Annotated in this window: 28 protein-coding genes; all 28 read right to left on the reverse strand. The window is 64.8% G+C overall.

Annotated features, from left to right (window positions below; all coding sequences use genetic code 11):
* Nucleotides 1-24 precede the first annotated feature (24 nt).
* Nucleotides 25-651: a 30S ribosomal protein S4 gene (gene rpsD, locus VFC51_19920; protein ID HZT09298.1), complete on the reverse strand. Its 627-nt coding sequence runs from the start codon at nt 649-651 to the stop codon at nt 25-27.
* A 91-nt stretch (nt 652-742) separates the two neighbouring features.
* On the reverse strand, nt 743-1138 hold the full coding sequence (gene rpsK, locus VFC51_19925) for a 30S ribosomal protein S11 (GenBank protein HZT09299.1): 396 nt from the start codon (nt 1136-1138) through the stop codon (nt 743-745).
* A 19-nt stretch (nt 1139-1157) separates the two neighbouring features.
* Nucleotides 1158-1541, reverse strand: a complete 384-nt coding sequence (gene rpsM / locus VFC51_19930; protein HZT09300.1) for a 30S ribosomal protein S13 — start codon at nt 1539-1541, stop codon at nt 1158-1160.
* Between the two features lie 66 nt (nt 1542-1607).
* Nucleotides 1608-1721 (reverse strand): 50S ribosomal protein L36, encoded by a 114-nt coding sequence (gene rpmJ, locus VFC51_19935; protein ID HZT09301.1) that lies wholly within the window; start codon nt 1719-1721, stop codon nt 1608-1610.
* A gap of 99 nt (nt 1722-1820) precedes the next feature.
* Nucleotides 1821-2480 carry an adenylate kinase gene (locus tag VFC51_19940; GenBank protein HZT09302.1) on the reverse strand — a complete coding sequence of 220 codons (660 nt, stop codon included), beginning with the start codon at nt 2478-2480 and terminating at the stop codon, nt 1821-1823.
* A gap of 16 nt (nt 2481-2496) precedes the next feature.
* Complete coding sequence (secY, locus tag VFC51_19945; protein ID HZT09303.1) at nt 2497-3789, reverse strand: preprotein translocase subunit SecY; 1293 nt, start codon at nt 3787-3789, stop codon at nt 2497-2499.
* Nucleotides 3786-4235 (reverse strand): 50S ribosomal protein L15, encoded by a 450-nt coding sequence (gene rplO, locus VFC51_19950; protein HZT09304.1) that lies wholly within the window; start codon nt 4233-4235, stop codon nt 3786-3788. Before rplO ends, secY begins: the two co-directional genes overlap by 4 nt.
* A complete protein-coding gene (gene rpmD / locus VFC51_19955; protein HZT09305.1) occupies nt 4232-4426 on the reverse strand; it encodes a 50S ribosomal protein L30 in 195 nt (64 codons plus the stop codon). Before rpmD ends, rplO begins: the two co-directional genes overlap by 4 nt.
* A gap of 3 nt (nt 4427-4429) precedes the next feature.
* Nucleotides 4430-4984 (reverse strand): 30S ribosomal protein S5, encoded by a 555-nt coding sequence (rpsE, locus tag VFC51_19960; protein HZT09306.1) that lies wholly within the window; start codon nt 4982-4984, stop codon nt 4430-4432.
* A 32-nt stretch (nt 4985-5016) separates the two neighbouring features.
* Nucleotides 5017-5379 (reverse strand): 50S ribosomal protein L18, encoded by a 363-nt coding sequence (gene rplR / locus VFC51_19965; protein HZT09307.1) that lies wholly within the window; start codon nt 5377-5379, stop codon nt 5017-5019.
* An 11-nt stretch (nt 5380-5390) separates the two neighbouring features.
* Complete coding sequence (gene rplF / locus VFC51_19970) at nt 5391-5933, reverse strand: 50S ribosomal protein L6 (GenBank protein ID HZT09308.1); 543 nt, start codon at nt 5931-5933, stop codon at nt 5391-5393.
* A gap of 54 nt (nt 5934-5987) precedes the next feature.
* Nucleotides 5988-6383, reverse strand: a complete 396-nt coding sequence (rpsH, locus tag VFC51_19975) for a 30S ribosomal protein S8 (GenBank protein ID HZT09309.1) — start codon at nt 6381-6383, stop codon at nt 5988-5990.
* Between the two features lie 33 nt (nt 6384-6416).
* Entirely contained in the window at nt 6417-6602 is a 186-nt protein-coding gene (locus VFC51_19980) for a type Z 30S ribosomal protein S14 (protein ID HZT09310.1), read from the reverse strand.
* A 9-nt stretch (nt 6603-6611) separates the two neighbouring features.
* Nucleotides 6612-7163 (reverse strand): 50S ribosomal protein L5, encoded by a 552-nt coding sequence (rplE, locus tag VFC51_19985; GenBank protein HZT09311.1) that lies wholly within the window; start codon nt 7161-7163, stop codon nt 6612-6614.
* Between the two features lie 12 nt (nt 7164-7175).
* A complete protein-coding gene (rplX, locus tag VFC51_19990; protein ID HZT09312.1) occupies nt 7176-7487 on the reverse strand; it encodes a 50S ribosomal protein L24 in 312 nt (103 codons plus the stop codon).
* Nucleotide 7488: 1 nt separating this feature from the next.
* Complete coding sequence (rplN, locus tag VFC51_19995; protein ID HZT09313.1) at nt 7489-7854, reverse strand: 50S ribosomal protein L14; 366 nt, start codon at nt 7852-7854, stop codon at nt 7489-7491.
* Nucleotides 7851-8162, reverse strand: a complete 312-nt coding sequence (rpsQ, locus tag VFC51_20000) for a 30S ribosomal protein S17 (GenBank protein ID HZT09314.1) — start codon at nt 8160-8162, stop codon at nt 7851-7853. Before rpsQ ends, rplN begins: the two co-directional genes overlap by 4 nt.
* Nucleotides 8163-8190: 28 nt before the next feature.
* Complete coding sequence (gene rpmC, locus VFC51_20005; GenBank protein HZT09315.1) at nt 8191-8379, reverse strand: 50S ribosomal protein L29; 189 nt, start codon at nt 8377-8379, stop codon at nt 8191-8193.
* Nucleotides 8376-8801, reverse strand: a complete 426-nt coding sequence (gene rplP, locus VFC51_20010; protein HZT09316.1) for a 50S ribosomal protein L16 — start codon at nt 8799-8801, stop codon at nt 8376-8378. Before rplP ends, rpmC begins: the two co-directional genes overlap by 4 nt.
* Nucleotides 8779-9594, reverse strand: a complete 816-nt coding sequence (rpsC, locus tag VFC51_20015; protein ID HZT09317.1) for a 30S ribosomal protein S3 — start codon at nt 9592-9594, stop codon at nt 8779-8781. The genes rplP and rpsC overlap by 23 nt, the downstream gene beginning before the upstream one ends.
* A 3-nt stretch (nt 9595-9597) precedes the next feature.
* Nucleotides 9598-9936, reverse strand: a complete 339-nt coding sequence (gene rplV / locus VFC51_20020; protein ID HZT09318.1) for a 50S ribosomal protein L22 — start codon at nt 9934-9936, stop codon at nt 9598-9600.
* A gap of 75 nt (nt 9937-10011) precedes the next feature.
* Nucleotides 10012-10296 carry a 30S ribosomal protein S19 gene (gene rpsS, locus VFC51_20025; protein ID HZT09319.1) on the reverse strand — a complete coding sequence of 95 codons (285 nt, stop codon included), beginning with the start codon at nt 10294-10296 and terminating at the stop codon, nt 10012-10014.
* Nucleotides 10297-10310: 14 nt separating this feature from the next.
* Nucleotides 10311-11135 carry a 50S ribosomal protein L2 gene (rplB, locus tag VFC51_20030; protein ID HZT09320.1) on the reverse strand — a complete coding sequence of 275 codons (825 nt, stop codon included), beginning with the start codon at nt 11133-11135 and terminating at the stop codon, nt 10311-10313.
* Nucleotides 11136-11145: 10 nt separating this feature from the next.
* Entirely contained in the window at nt 11146-11430 is a 285-nt protein-coding gene (rplW, locus tag VFC51_20035) for a 50S ribosomal protein L23 (protein HZT09321.1), read from the reverse strand.
* Nucleotides 11431-11448: 18 nt separating this feature from the next.
* Nucleotides 11449-12096 carry a 50S ribosomal protein L4 gene (rplD, locus tag VFC51_20040; GenBank protein HZT09322.1) on the reverse strand — a complete coding sequence of 216 codons (648 nt, stop codon included), beginning with the start codon at nt 12094-12096 and terminating at the stop codon, nt 11449-11451.
* On the reverse strand, nt 12096-12728 hold the full coding sequence (gene rplC, locus VFC51_20045; GenBank protein ID HZT09323.1) for a 50S ribosomal protein L3: 633 nt from the start codon (nt 12726-12728) through the stop codon (nt 12096-12098). Before rplC ends, rplD begins: the two co-directional genes overlap by 1 nt.
* Before the next feature lie 29 nt (nt 12729-12757).
* A complete protein-coding gene (rpsJ, locus tag VFC51_20050) occupies nt 12758-13072 on the reverse strand; it encodes a 30S ribosomal protein S10 (GenBank protein ID HZT09324.1) in 315 nt (104 codons plus the stop codon).
* Between the two features lie 9 nt (nt 13073-13081).
* The coding region (tuf, locus tag VFC51_20055; protein HZT09325.1) for an elongation factor Tu at nt 13082-13237 on the reverse strand (156 nt) is incomplete at its 5' end.

The raw sequence follows: 13237 nt of genomic DNA on the forward strand, positions 1-13237 counted from the left end.
TCCGAACCACCAGAGCGCAGCGTGCTAGCGAGAGTAGTACTCAACCACGAGCTGTTCGTTCACCGGCGTGTCGATATCGTCTCGCTCTGGTGCACGCATGACCCGGCCGCTCAACGCTTCGGGGTCCAGCGAGAGCCAGCGGGGAACTGTACTCTCGGTCATCTCGCCCTTCGCGGCGAGGAAATACTCGTTCTCTCTGCTCGATTGTCGGACCTGGACCACGTCGCCCTCGCGAAGCAGCGCCGAGGGGATATCCGTCTTTCGGCCGTTCAGGTCGAAGTGCCCGTGCCGAACGAGCTGACGGGCCTGCTTTCGCGATGGGGCGAACCCAAGGCGGTAGACGACGTTGTCGAGTCGCCGCTCGAGGATCGACAACAGGTTGGCACCCGTCATGCCAGGACGCCGCTCCGCCTCCTCGAAATGTGTGCGGAACTGCCGTTCGAGCACACCGTACATCGATCGGAGCTTCTGCTTCTCGGCCAGCTGCAGACCGAACTCGGACACCTTGCGCCGTCCTTGCCCGTGCTCACCGGGTGGATACTTGCGGCGCTCGACGGCGCACTTTGGGCCGAAGCAGCGCTGGCCCTTGAGAAACAGCTTGAGGCCGAACCTTCGACAGATTCGGCAAACGGGGCCTGTGTATCGTGCCATACATTCTCCCTGGAAACCACGCCGGTCCGGAAGCGAGCGCCAGCCAGGACGACCCGGGCTGGTGACGGAGCCTCCGGGCTGGGGGCAGTCTCTAAACGCGCCGCTTCTTTGGTGGACGGCACCCATTGTGGGGAATCGGTGTCACGTCGATGATGGCGCTGATGCCCAGTCCTGTCGCCTGCAGCGATCGGATGGCTGCCTCCCGGCCCGAGCCAGGGCCCTTGACGTAGACGTCGATGGCCCGAAGCCCGTGTTCCATCGCCTTCTTCGCTGCGTCCTCGGCGGCCTGGCTTGCGGCAAAAGGAGTGCTCTTCCGCGATCCCTTGAACCCGACCACGCCCGAGCTGCTCCAGGAGAGCACGTTGCCGTCGGGATCAGTGATGGTGACCAGGGTGTTGTTGAACGTCGATTGGATGTACGCGTTCCCCCGCGGAACTTGCTTGCGCTCACGCCGCCTCGGGCGTGCGCCCCTCCGTCGGTCCGCCAACCTGCTCCCTCCGAGCCCTCTACTTTTTCGCCGACGCGCGCCGACGCCCGGCCACCGTCCGTCGAGGCCCGCGCCGCGTGCGCGCGTTTGTCCGGGTGCGCTGTCCGCGAACGGGCAGCCCGCGGCGATGCCGCAGCCCGCGATAGCACCCGATCTCCATCAATCGCTTGATGTTCAGGTTGACTTCGCGCCGCAAGTCCCCCTCGACCGTAAAGTGACGGTCGATGTAGTCGCGCAGACGGGAGACTTCATCTTCGGTCAGCTGCTTCACCCGAGTTTCGGGATTGACTCCCGCTGCGGCCACTGCCTCTTTGGCCTTCGCTCGGCCGATGCCGTGGATATACGTCAGCGAGATCTGAACCTGCTTGTCATTTGGGATGTCAACACCCGCAATACGCGCCAATCAAACCCCTCCTCTTGGACGGCGCAGCCGATTCCCCCGACGTTGCCGCGCGCGCCCCCTGCGCGCCTATCCTTGCCGCTGCTTGTGCCGCGGGTTCTCGCAAATCACGCGAACAACGCCGTGTCGTCGAATGACCTTGCATTTTTCACACCGCGGTTTGACGGACGCATGGACCTTCATCTCGCAGACTCCGAACGACACAGTCGCGTCGTTCCACTGGGATCGAATCAACGTCGTGCACAGGTGTACCCACCTGGCCCACTCAACCAAGTAATCTTATCAGATCTTCCGCGCGCGGCGACGCACCGCGTCACGAAGCGCTTCGGAGACCTCCGCGATCGTCCGCGAGCCGTCCACCTCGTCCAGGATTCCCGCGTTGCGGTAGTAGTCGATAACGGGCGTGGTCTGCTCAAAGTACACGGCGAGTCGGCGCTCGGCCGTCGCGCGCGTGTCGTCTTCCCGCTGATACAGCTCGCCGCCGCATCGATCGCACGTGCCGGGCTTGGCCGGCGGATTGAAGACCTCGTGGTAAGACGCCTGGCACTTCCGACACAGCCAGCGGCCCGAAAGGCGCCGCAGCAGCTCGTCGCCCGGCACGGAGAGGTACAGCGCCAGGTCCACCCGCTTCTTCTCGTTGCGGAGGGCTTGGTCCAGTGCCTGCGCCTGGGCAACGTTGCGCGGAAATCCGTCCAGGATGACTCCGTTCTCGCAATCGCCGCGGGCCAATCGCTCGACGACCATCGCAGTCGTGACATCGTCCGGGACGAGCTCGCCACGCTCGACGTAGGCCCGCGCCTGCAGCCCTCGGAGGGTGCCCCGAGTCATCGCCTCGCGAAACATGTCGCCGCTGGCAATGTGGGCCAGCCCGAACTCTTGCGCCAGCCCGACTGCCTGGGTTCCTTTTCCGGCGCCAGGCGCGCCGATTAGTACCAGGTACACAATCCTCCCGCCCGCCTCAACGGATGAAGCCACGATAGTTGCGCATGAGGAGCTGAGCTTCAAGCTGCTTGATGGTGTCCAACACCACGCCGACCACGATCAACAACCCGGTGCTCGACAGGGTAAGGGCCTGGACGTTGATGAATGTGCGCGCGATGAAGGGCAGGACGGCCACGATACCGAGAAAGACCGCGCCTGCCCAGGTGATGCGAATGAGCACCCAATAGAGATAGTCGGCGGTTGGGCGACCCGGCCGGATACCAGGAATGAAGGCCCCACTCTTCTGGAGATTCTCTCCAATGTTCTGTTGCTGAAATATGACCAACGTATAGAAAAAGGTGAACCCCACGACCATGATGAAGTAAAGCACCCAGTACACCAGGCTGTTCCCCTGGTAGAACGTGTCATAGAACGTCCGGGCCACTCCAGCGACGATCTCGTTGTCCACGCCTACGAAATAGCTCGCGAGCGTGCCAGGAAAGATCATGATGGACGACGCGAAGATCAGCGGGATCATTCCCGCCGAGTTCACCCGCAGCGGGATGTGCGTGCTTCCGCCACCGTACCACCGCGTTCCGCGCAACCGTCGTGCGTACTGCACCGGGATTCGTCGCTGTCCTTCGTAGACGTACACAATCGCCGCCACCGTGACGAGACCCAGGATTCCGAACACGATCACTGGCACGACGTTGCCTGGTGCCACCAGTCCCTGCGCAATCGTTTGCGGCAGCGAGGCAACAATCCCCGCGAAGATGATGATGGACACGCCGTTGCCGACGCCATTCTGGGTGATCAACTCCCCGATCCACACGAGGAGCATGGTCCCCGCCACCATGGACGCGAGAATCGCCAGCGTCTCGATCGGGTGCGCGCCCAGATCGAAATTGCTAACGATCTGTGTACCACTGCTGTTCAAGAACTGGATCGTTCCGAACCCCTGGAGCCCGGCCAGCGGAACGGTAGCCCAGTGCATGTACTGATTGATTCGTGCTCGCCCGGACTCTCCTTCTTTCGACAGGGCCTCGAGCGGCGGGATGATGGGGATGAGGAGCTGCATGATGATCGTCGCGGTGATGTACGGGTAGACGCCCATGGCGACGATCGAGAAGTTGCGCAAGCCGCTCCCGGAGAATAAATTGAGCATGCCGAGAAGCTGGTTTGCATCGAAGAGATCCCGCAGCGCCTGCAGGTTCACGCCCGGCACCGGCACGTGCGCCATGAAGCGAAAGATCACCAGCATCGCGATGGTGAAGAGGAGCTTCGCGCGAACGTCCGGAACCCGGAACGATGTAAGGACCGATTGGATCATCCGGTGACGACCTCGATGCTCCCACCAGCTTGCTTGATCGCCGCCTCGGCCGCCTTTGAAAAGGCATGGGCGCGCACGGTGAGCGCCTTGGTCAGCACGCCGCGCCCGAGAACCTTCACGGGTTGTTCGTTTCGTCGGACCACGCGATTCGACCGGAGCAGCTCAGGGGTCACGGTTGCGCCGGCGTCGAATGTCTCGAGCTGATCGAGGTTCACCACTTCGTACGCAATGCGAAATGGGTTAGTGAAACCGCGCCGGTAGGGGAGCCTCCGGACGAGGGGAAGCTGGCCGCCCTCGAAATACGGCGGCACCCCGCCGCCCGATCGCGCCTTCTGCCCCTTGGTGCCCTTTCCCGCGGTCTTGCCGCGCCCCGATCCGAGCCCGCGCCCGACTCGTCTTCGGCCGGATCGGGACCCATCAGGTGGCTTCAGCTCATGGAGCTTCATTGCGCACCCTCCACCGCCTCGACGGCTAGCAAATGCCGAACTTTGTGGAGCATCCCGCGCACGACCGGCGTGTCCGGCAGCTCGACACGCTGGTGTAGTCGACGGAGGCCCAGGCTGCGGATCGTCGCTCGCTGGTCGCGAGGATATCCAATGACACTCTTGATGAGCGTTGCGGTAATGGTCACAGCCATCTGTTATTCCTTCGATGCATCGGTCGCGGAGTCCGCCGCCGCGGCCTCCTCGGCGCTCGGGGCCGCCGCGCGCCCATCGCCGAGCCGTTCTCGGCGCGCCTCGCGCGGGTCCCGCAGACCTTCAAGGCCAGCGAGCGTCGCCTTGGCGACGTTCACCGGATTGGCGCTCCCCAGAGACTTGGTGAGGATGTCTTTGATCCCGGCGGCTTCAACAACTGCCCGGACCGACCCGCCCGCGATCACGCCGGTTCCGCGCGCCGCTGGCTTCAACATGACGGAGGCGGCACCAAAGCGGGAAACCGTCTCGTGGGGGATCGTGGATCCATCCTTCATCGGTACGCGGATCAGGCTCTTCTTCGCGTTCTCCACGCCCTTGCGGATCGAGTCCGGCACCTCGTTCGCCTTCCCAAGACCGACGCCCACCACGCCATGGCCGTCTCCTACCACGACCACTGCGCTGAAGCTGAACCGTCGCCCACCCTTGACGACCTTCGCCACGCGGTTGACGCGAACAACCTTTTCTTCGAGTACCAGACCGGTGGGATCAATCTTCGGCATTCAATCTCCTCGTGGTACGCCCCTTCCAGAATTCAGAACTCGAGCCCGCCCTCGCGCGCTCCGTCGGCCAGCGCCTTGATGCGCCCATGATACAGATAGCCGCCCCGGTCGAAGACAACCCGCGTGACTCCCGCAGCCTTCGCGCGTTGGGCGAGCGCCAAACCCACCGCTCTTGCGCGCTCCGCCTTTGCACCCGCTCCGCCACGAAGCGCTGAGTCGAGCGTGGAGGCCGATACGAGGGTGCGCCCCTGGGTATCATCAATGATCTGCGCATAGATGTGCGACGCGCTTCGAAACACCGACAGCCGCGGTCGCGCCGTCGTTCCGTTGAGCCGACGTCGGACTCGGAGATGGCGCCGGCGTCGAGCCGCGCGAGCGTTGGCGGGCTTAAACACCGTTCCTCCCCTTATCGCTTCTTGCCGCCGGCCTTGCCGGCCTTCCGGCGCACGACCTCGCCCTGGTAGCGGATGCCCTTCCCCTTGTATGGCTCGGGCGGGCGAATTCGTCGAATCTGCGCGGCGATCTCGCCCACAACCTGTTTGTCAATCCCGCTCACGACAACGCGCGGACCGTCGACACTCAGGCTGATCCCCTTCGGCGGCGCAAAGACCACCGGATGCGAGTAGCCAACCGAGATCGAGAGCGCTTCCCCCGCCTGTTGCGCGCGGTAGCCGGTCCCGATGATCTCCAGCCGCTTTTCGAACCCCTGAGACGTGCCCACCACCATGTTGTTCACGAGCGTCCGCATGAGGCCATGGAGCGAGCGCTGCCCACGGTCGTCTGACGACCGGTCGACCAGCAGCTCCTGCCCTTCCTGACGGACGGTAATTCCCTGCGGGATGGGCTGCACAAGGGTCCCTTTGGGCCCGGTCACGGTGACCAGATCATCGGCAATCGCCACCTTCACCGTCTCCGGTACGGCGATGGGCATCCTTCCTATTCGTGACACGTTTCCCCCAACCCAGATGACCCTGGTAGGTCTTGAAATCCGAGGCGCTCTGCCCTACCACACGTAGGCGAGCAGCTCCCCCCCGACGTTTTCGCGGCGCGCCCGGTCACCCGTGATCACACCTCGCGGTGTCGAGAGCACCGCGACGCCAGCGCCTCCGTAGACCCGTGGGACCTTGTCGCGGCCCACGTAGACCCGCAACCCCGGCTTGCTGATCCGTCGCAGTCCGAGGAGCCTGGGTTCCTTCTGCGGCGAGTAGGCGAGCAGCACGCGAAGCTTCTTCTTCGGGCCCGCGCCGACCACGTCGAACCCCCGGATGAACCCCTCTTCGCGCAGAACCTGGGCGATGGCAACTTTCATGCGCGACGACGGCATCTCAACCAGCGGGTGCCGCGCCCGAGACGCGTTGCGAATCCGGGTGAGCATATCGGCGATCGGATCAGTTAGCACGTCTCCCCCTCGGTTCCGCGACCCACGCCGCGCCTACCAGCTCGACTTCGAGATGCCCGGAATCTCGCCGCGCAGCGCGAGTTCCCGGAAACAGATGCGGCACAGCCCGAATTTGCGCATAAAGGCGCGCGGTCGACCACACCGCCCACAGCGATTGTGCCGCTGCACGGGGAACTTCGGAGTCCGAAGCGATTTGGCGATCTCGGATTTCTTTGCCAATGCCTTCTCCTATGCCGCGGCGCGCTGGAACGGCATGCCCAGCAGCTCCAGGAGGCGCCGCGCCTCGTGATCGGTTCGCGCGCTCGTCACGATGGTGACCTCCATGCCGCGCACGCGATCGATCTTGTCGTACTCAATCTCCGGAAAGATGAGCTGCTCGCGCAGTCCAATCGTGTAGTTCCCCCGGCCGTCGAACGCCTTTTCTGACACGCCGCGAAAATCCCGTACGCGGGGGAGCGCGATACTGATCAGCCGATCGAGGAACTCATACATGCGCTCCCCGCGAAGAGTCACGCTCACCCCGATTGGCATGCCCGCTCGGAGGCGAAACCCGGCAATCGACTTCTTCGCCCGCGTGATGACCGGGTGCTGACCGGTAATGGCGGCCAGATCTCGCGACGCCGCCTCGAGCGCCTTCGCCTCGCGAATCGCCTCGCCCAGTCCGATGTTGACGGTGACCTTGTGAAGCCGCGGCACCTGCATCACGTTCGGGTACTGGAACTCACGACGAAGCGCGGGAAGCACCTCCGCGTTGAACCGCTCGTGGAGTCGACTCGACATTCCGCGCTCTCCCTACGTCAGCTCGCCGCACAGCTTGCAGACGCGCGCTTTTGACCCGTCGTCCAGCACGCGGATGCTGACGCGGGTGCGCTTGCCACACTTGCTGCAGACGAGGGCAAGATTTGCGAGCTGGATCGGCGCCTCGATGTCGATGATCCCCGCCTGCCGCGCTTGCGAGCCCGGCTTCACGTGCTTCTTCATAATGTTCACGTCGGCGATGACTGCGCGGCTCTCCTTGGGGAGCAGTTTCCGGATCTTTCCGCGCTTTCCGCGCTCCCGGCCTTTGAGGACCTCGACCAGGTCGTCTCGTTTGATCTTGAACATCCTAGATGACCTCGGGCGCCAGTGAAACGATCTTGAGATAGTTCTTTTCTCGCAGCTCGCGCGCCACCGGCCCAAATATTCGTGTTCCGCGCGGGTTCAAACGGTCGGACAGGATCACGACGGCGTTGTCGTCGAAGCGAATCGTGGACCCGTCCGGCCGACCGTACTCCTTGGCCGTTCGAACCACGACGGCCTTGACGACGTCGCTCTTTTTCACCGAGCCGTTGGGCGTGGCCTGCTTCACGGCGCCGACGACGACGTCGCCGATCTCCGCGTACTGCTTGTTTCCCTGGAGCACGCGAATGACGAGGACTTCGCGCGCCCCGGTATTGTCCGCGACGCGACAGCGCGTGTAGGGGCGGATCATGCGCTCGTTCCCGGCGACGGCTGGGTGGGATCGACGATCGGAATATCCTCGTGCCCGCTCTTGACGAGTCGCGCGACCACCCAATGCTTTTCTCGACTCAACGGCCTGCTCTCGCGGATCTCGACGACGTCGCCCGTGTGGTACGCGTTAGCTGGGTCGTGCGCCTTGAACTTGTGCGTTCGGCGAATAGCTCGACCGTAGAGTCGGTGCGCATGGACCACTTCGACCGCCACAACCACGGTCTTATCCATCTTGTCACTGGTGACGCGGCCCGACAATATGCGGCGCCGCCCTCGTTCATTCGGCATGTTGCCCCGAACCTCGCCCTACTTCCCTCTACAGTTCGCGCTCGCGCAGGAGCGTGCGGATCCGTGCGATGTCGCGACGGACGAGCTGCATCCGTGCGTGATTGGTCAACTGGCGGGTTGCATACTGGAATCGAAGATTGAACAGCTCCTCCTGAAGATCACGCAGTCGACGTCGCGCCTCGGCATCGTCCAGCGCCCGCAGCTCGGTCATCTTCATGCGGTCGTCACCGCCGTTTCGCGCTCCATCAACCGCGTGGCGATGGGGAGCTTGTGCGCGGCGAGGTGGAGCGCCTCGCGCGCGAGCTCCGGCGCCACACCACCCACCTCGAACATGACCCGACCCGGTCGGACCACGGCGACCCAGTGGTCCGGCGCGCCTTTCCCGCCGCCCATGCGCGTCTCGGCCGGCTTGGCCGTGGCGGCTCGGTCCGGAAAGATCCGAATCCAGACCTTACCTCCGCGCTTCAGGTGATGCGTGATCGCACGCCGGGCCGCCTCGATCTGCCGCGCCGTGATCCATGCCGGCTCGAGCGCCTGCAGCCCGATCTCACCGAAGGAGATCACGTTGCCAGATGTCGCGATCCCCTTCATGCGCCCGCGCTGGGTCTTGCGATATTTAACGCGCTTCGGTTGAAGCATCGTCCTCATCCTCATCGGGTTCAAAGATCGCGGGGCCCTCGGGAATGACGATCTCCTCCTCAGCCTCGGCCACCGCCGGGCCTGGCGCTTCCGCGATTGGCGCCTGCGGCGGCGGTGCGACGCCGGCGCGTCCCCGCGGGGCCGGCACGGGCTCCGGCGCCTGGCCGGGCACCACATCCCCAAGATAGATCCAGGCCTTGACACCGATCAGTCCAAAGGTGGTGTGCGCCTCGGCCAGGCCATAGTCGATGTTGGCACGTATGGTGTGCAGCGGCACGCGGCCTTCCCGCTCCCACTCACGTCGCGACATCTCCGCGCCACCGAGCCGCCCGGACACCTGGACCCGGACGCCGCGCGCACCAAAGCGCATGGCACGCCCGACGGCCTGCTTCATCGCTCGGCGAAACGCGACCCGCCGTTGCAGCTGTTCGGCGATGCTCTGCGCCAGCAGGGTCGCATTGAGCTCTGGCTGGCGTATCTCCGAGATCGTGATGCGCGCCTTCTTGCCGGTCGTCGCTTCGAGCGTCTTGCGCAGCTCTTCGACCTTGGCGCCGCCCTTCCCGATGACAATGCCCGGCTTCGCCGCGTGGATCGTCACGCCGACCTGGTTCGCGGACCGTTCGATGTCGACGCGCGGGATCCCCGCGTCCGAGAGCCGGGACATGATCGTCCGCCGAATCGTGAGGTCTTCGTGAAGCAGGGTTGGAAAGGTACGGTCATCGGCATACCAACGCGCCTGGCGCTCCTTGTTGATGCCGAGCCGGAATCCGATCGGATGCACTTTTTGTCCCACGCCTCAGGCCTCCCGTTCCCTCACGACCACGGTGATATGGCTTGATCGCTTTCGCAGCGGCCCAACGCGGCCCCGTGCCTTGGCCCGGTACCGACGCAGCGATGTGCCCGGATCCGCGATGACGTTGGCGACGTACAGATCATTCGGATCGAGATCGAAGTTGTTCTCGGCGTTCGCCGCGGCAGACTTTACGGCCTTGAGTACGGGGGTCGACGCGCGCTGCGGCATGAACCGCAGCAGCGCGAGGGCGTCAGACAGCCGCTTTCCCTTGACCGCGTCGCCCACGAGCCGAACCTTGCGCGGCGTCATCCGCACGTTTCGGGCCGTGGCGCGAATTTCGATCTCAGCCATTCCTCTCACTCACGCGCCGGGCGCGCGCCTCGCACGCGGGCGCTCCCGCCGATCTCCATCCCACGACTAGCGAACCCGTGTTGCTTTCTCGCCCCGCGCCGTGTGGCCACGAAAATGGCGGGTGGGCGCAAACTCACCCAATTTGTGTCCCACCATGTTTTCCGTTATGTAAATAGGAACGTGGATGCGCCCATTGTGCACGCCGATGGTGTGGCCGACCATCTGTGGGAAGATCGTCGAATCTCGCGACCACGTCTTGAACACGACTTTTCGCCCCGTTTGGTTCAGCATCTCGATCTTGCCGAGAAGCTTCACGTCGACGTGCGGCCCTTTCTTCAGCGAACGACTCACGCGCCCCGCTCCTGTTACTTCGTCCGACGACGAACGATGAATTGATCAGTGTCCTTCCGCCGGCGTGTCCGATACCCCATCGCCGGCTTGCCCCACGGCGTCTGCGGCTGGCCGCCGCGCGGGGCTTTCCCCTCCCCGCCGCCGTGGGGATGGTCCCGTGGGTTCATCACGGAGCCCCGGACCGTGGGGCGGATGCCGAGCCAGCGGCTGCGGCCCGCCTTTCCCAGCTTCATGGCGGCGTGCTCGGGGTTGCCCACCTGGCCGATCGTCGCCTTGCAGTCGCAGTGGACTCGGTGTACCTCGCCCGATGGCAACCGTACCTGCGCCCAGTCGCCATCCTTCGCCATGAGCTGCGCGGCGTTCCCCGCGCTGCGAACGAGCCGGGCGCCCTGACCGGGTCGGAGCTCGATGTTGTGGATCGTGGTGCCGGTGGGGATGTTGCGCAGCGGCAGCGTGTTGCCGACGGCGAGATCCGCGTCGCTCCCGCTCATAATCCGAGCACCGACGCGGAGGCCGGCCGGCGCGATCACGTAGCGCTTTTCGCCGTCGTCATACTGTACGAGAGCGATGCGCGCCGCCCGGTTCGGGTCGTATTCGATGGCTTGAACGACGCCACCCACCCCGATCTTGTCGCGCTTCCAGTCGACGATCCGGTACATCCGCTTGTGGCCGCCTCCGCGATGCCGCACGCTGAGCCGACCGCTGTTGTTGCGGCCTGCCCGCTTCTTGAGCGGCACGACGAGGCTTTTCTCGGGCTTCGACTTGGTGATCTCCGAAAAGGTCGAGCCCGTCATCCCGCGGCGGCCAGGGGAGGTTGGCTTGTAAAGCTTCGTCGGCATATCCTACCCGTCAAACACCTTGGAAGAACTCGATGCGCTGGCCCGACTCCAGGGAGACGACCGCCTTCTTCCACGGCGACGTCATCCCCTGGGTGCGTCCCATGCGTCGCATCTTTCCGCGCATATGGAGGACGTTGACGGCGCGCACGCGTACCTTGAACACCTCTTCAACGGCGCGCTTGATCTCGATCTTGTTGGCGTCACGCGCGACCTCGAACACGTACTGGCTATTGCCCCCCAGCATCGTGCTCTTCTCGGTGATCACCGGCCGCCGCAACACGTCGTAGGAATCCATCTCTCCCTCGTTCTTCGATCAGGCGACCGCGGATTCGTCGGCCTCGCCGAGCAACAGGCGGGTGACGGGCGCAATCGCATCTCGATACATCACGACGGCGTCCGCCCGCAGGACCTCGAGCACGCTCAACCCATTGGGCAATGCCACGCGGACGCCCGGCAGGTTCCCGGACGCCTGGCGCAACTCGGGCTCGTGCTCCGCCGTCACGATAACAACGCTTCCGCCAACGCCGAGGGCCTGGAAGATCTTCGCCAGTTCCTTGGTTCGCCCATCCGCGGGCTCAAGCCGGTTCACCACCGTGAGCGCCTCGGACCGCATCTTTTCCGACAGCGCCGACCGGAGGGCGAGGCGCCGCATCTTCCTCGGCAATCGCTGATGATAGCTCCGGGGGTGCGGCCCGAACACGATGCCGCCTCCGCGCCAGTGCGGTGCGCTCTGCATTCCCTGGCGCGCACGCCCGGTTCCCTTCTGTCGCCACGGCTTCTTCCCGCTCCCGGCTACGAGGCCCCGAGTGAGCGTGTTCGCCGTCCCATGCCGCTGGTTCGCTTGCTGGGCCACGACGGCCTGGTGCAGAACTGCGCGATTCGGCTCGATCCCAAACACCCGCTCGTCCAGCTCAACGGTGCCGACGCGCTCGCCTGTCGAGCTTCGCACGTACGCTTCCATCACGACGACCCTCGCTCGCGGCGCGCCTTGGTAATGCGCACGATCCCCCCCGACGGGCCCGGCACGGCGCCTTTGAGGGCGAGGAGGTTGCGCGCCGGGTCGATGGCGAGCACTTCCAAGTTCTTGACCGTCACGCGCGCACTCCCCATATGGCCGGCCATGCGCGTCCCCTTTAGAACTCGGCCGGGTGTGGTACCGGCCCCCGAGGAGCCGAGCGCCCGCCAGCGATCCGACTGGCCGTGCGTCTTGGGCCCCCCGCCAAACCCGTGGCGGCGAACCACGCCGGCGAAACCACGCCCCTTGGAGACCGCCGCGACATCCACCGTGTCTCCAACGGCAAACACCGATACATCCAGCTTTTGGCCTACGGTCAGATCGGCCTCTGAATCGACCGGCACCTCGCGCAGGTGCTTCAGCCTGGGCAACCCCTTCAGGTGGCCGGCGGCCGGCTTCGAAAGCTTCGCCGTCTCGCCGTAGCCGATCTGCGCGGCCGCGTAGCCGTCGCGCTCCGGCGTTTTGATCTGGGTTACGTAGCAGGGGCCCACGGAAACGAGCGTGGCGCCAACGACGGCGCCGGAGCCGCTGACCATACGGCTCATGCGGAGTTTCTTGCCCAGCAGCCCCTGAATCACGACAGCCCCCCCGCCGGCTCCATTTGCATCTACAGCTTGATCTCGATGTCGACGCCCGATGCGAGGTTCAGTCGCATGAGGGCATCCACGGTTCGAGGACTCGGCTCGAGCACGTCGATGAGGCGCTTGTGCGTGCGCAGCTCGAACTGCTCGCGCGAGTCTTTGTCGATAAAGGGCGACCGAATCACGGTGAACTTCTCCAGCTTCGTCGGCAGGGGAATCGGACCGGCAACCTGGGCCCCGGTGCGCTCGGCGGTCTCGACGATCTGCTGGGCAGCCTGATCGAGGCTCTTGTGATCGAAGCCTTTCAGCCGAATCCGAATCCGCTGACGAAGCCGCGCCATCCTTCGCTCCTAGCCCTGCACCTGGGTGATGACCCCGGCGCCCACCGTCCGGCCGCCCTCCCGAATCGCAAACCGCAGCCCTTCCTCGATCGCCACCGGCGTGATCAGCTCAATCTCCATCCGCACGTTGTCCCCGGGCATCACCATCTCTACCCCCTCCGGTAG

This window comes from Chloroflexota bacterium (genome assembly GCA_035652535.1).
Taxonomy (GTDB): Bacteria; Chloroflexota; UBA6077; order UBA6077; family SHYK01; genus DASRDP01.

Bases quoted from the DNA above. Each gene is read 5' to 3' on its own strand.
- rpmC (HZT09315.1), bottom strand. From the start codon at position 8,379: ATGAAGATGACCGAGCTGCGGGCGCTGGACGATGCCGAGGCGCGACGT.
- rplX (HZT09312.1), bottom strand. From the start codon at position 7,487: ATGTTCAAGATCAAACGAGACGACCTGGTCGAGGTCCTCAAAGGCCGG.
- rpsJ (HZT09324.1), bottom strand. From the start codon at position 13,072: ATGGCGCGGCTTCGTCAGCGGATTCGGATTCGGCTGAAAGGCTTCGAT.
- rplP (HZT09316.1), bottom strand. From the start codon at position 8,801: ATGCTTCAACCGAAGCGCGTTAAATATCGCAAGACCCAGCGCGGGCGC.
- rpsD (HZT09298.1), bottom strand. From the start codon at position 651: ATGGCACGATACACAGGCCCCGTTTGCCGAATCTGTCGAAGGTTCGGC.
- rplE (HZT09311.1), bottom strand. From the start codon at position 7,163: ATGTCGAGTCGACTCCACGAGCGGTTCAACGCGGAGGTGCTTCCCGCG.
- rplN (HZT09313.1), bottom strand. From the start codon at position 7,854: ATGATCCGCCCCTACACGCGCTGTCGCGTCGCGGACAATACCGGGGCG.
- rpmD (HZT09305.1), bottom strand. From the start codon at position 4,426: ATGGCTGTGACCATTACCGCAACGCTCATCAAGAGTGTCATTGGATAT.
- rplD (HZT09322.1), bottom strand. From the start codon at position 12,096: ATGGAAGCGTACGTGCGAAGCTCGACAGGCGAGCGCGTCGGCACCGTT.
- rpsQ (HZT09314.1), bottom strand. From the start codon at position 8,162: ATGCCGAATGAACGAGGGCGGCGCCGCATATTGTCGGGCCGCGTCACC.
- rpsE (HZT09306.1), bottom strand. From the start codon at position 4,984: ATGCCGAAGATTGATCCCACCGGTCTGGTACTCGAAGAAAAGGTTGTT.
- rplO (HZT09304.1), bottom strand. From the start codon at position 4,235: ATGAAGCTCCATGAGCTGAAGCCACCTGATGGGTCCCGATCCGGCCGA.
- rplB (HZT09320.1), bottom strand. From the start codon at position 11,135: ATGCCGACGAAGCTTTACAAGCCAACCTCCCCTGGCCGCCGCGGGATG.
- secY (HZT09303.1), bottom strand. From the start codon at position 3,789: ATGATCCAATCGGTCCTTACATCGTTCCGGGTTCCGGACGTTCGCGCG.
- rpmJ (HZT09301.1), bottom strand. From the start codon at position 1,721: ATGAAGGTCCATGCGTCCGTCAAACCGCGGTGTGAAAAATGCAAGGTC.
- rplW (HZT09321.1), bottom strand. From the start codon at position 11,430: ATGGATTCCTACGACGTGTTGCGGCGGCCGGTGATCACCGAGAAGAGC.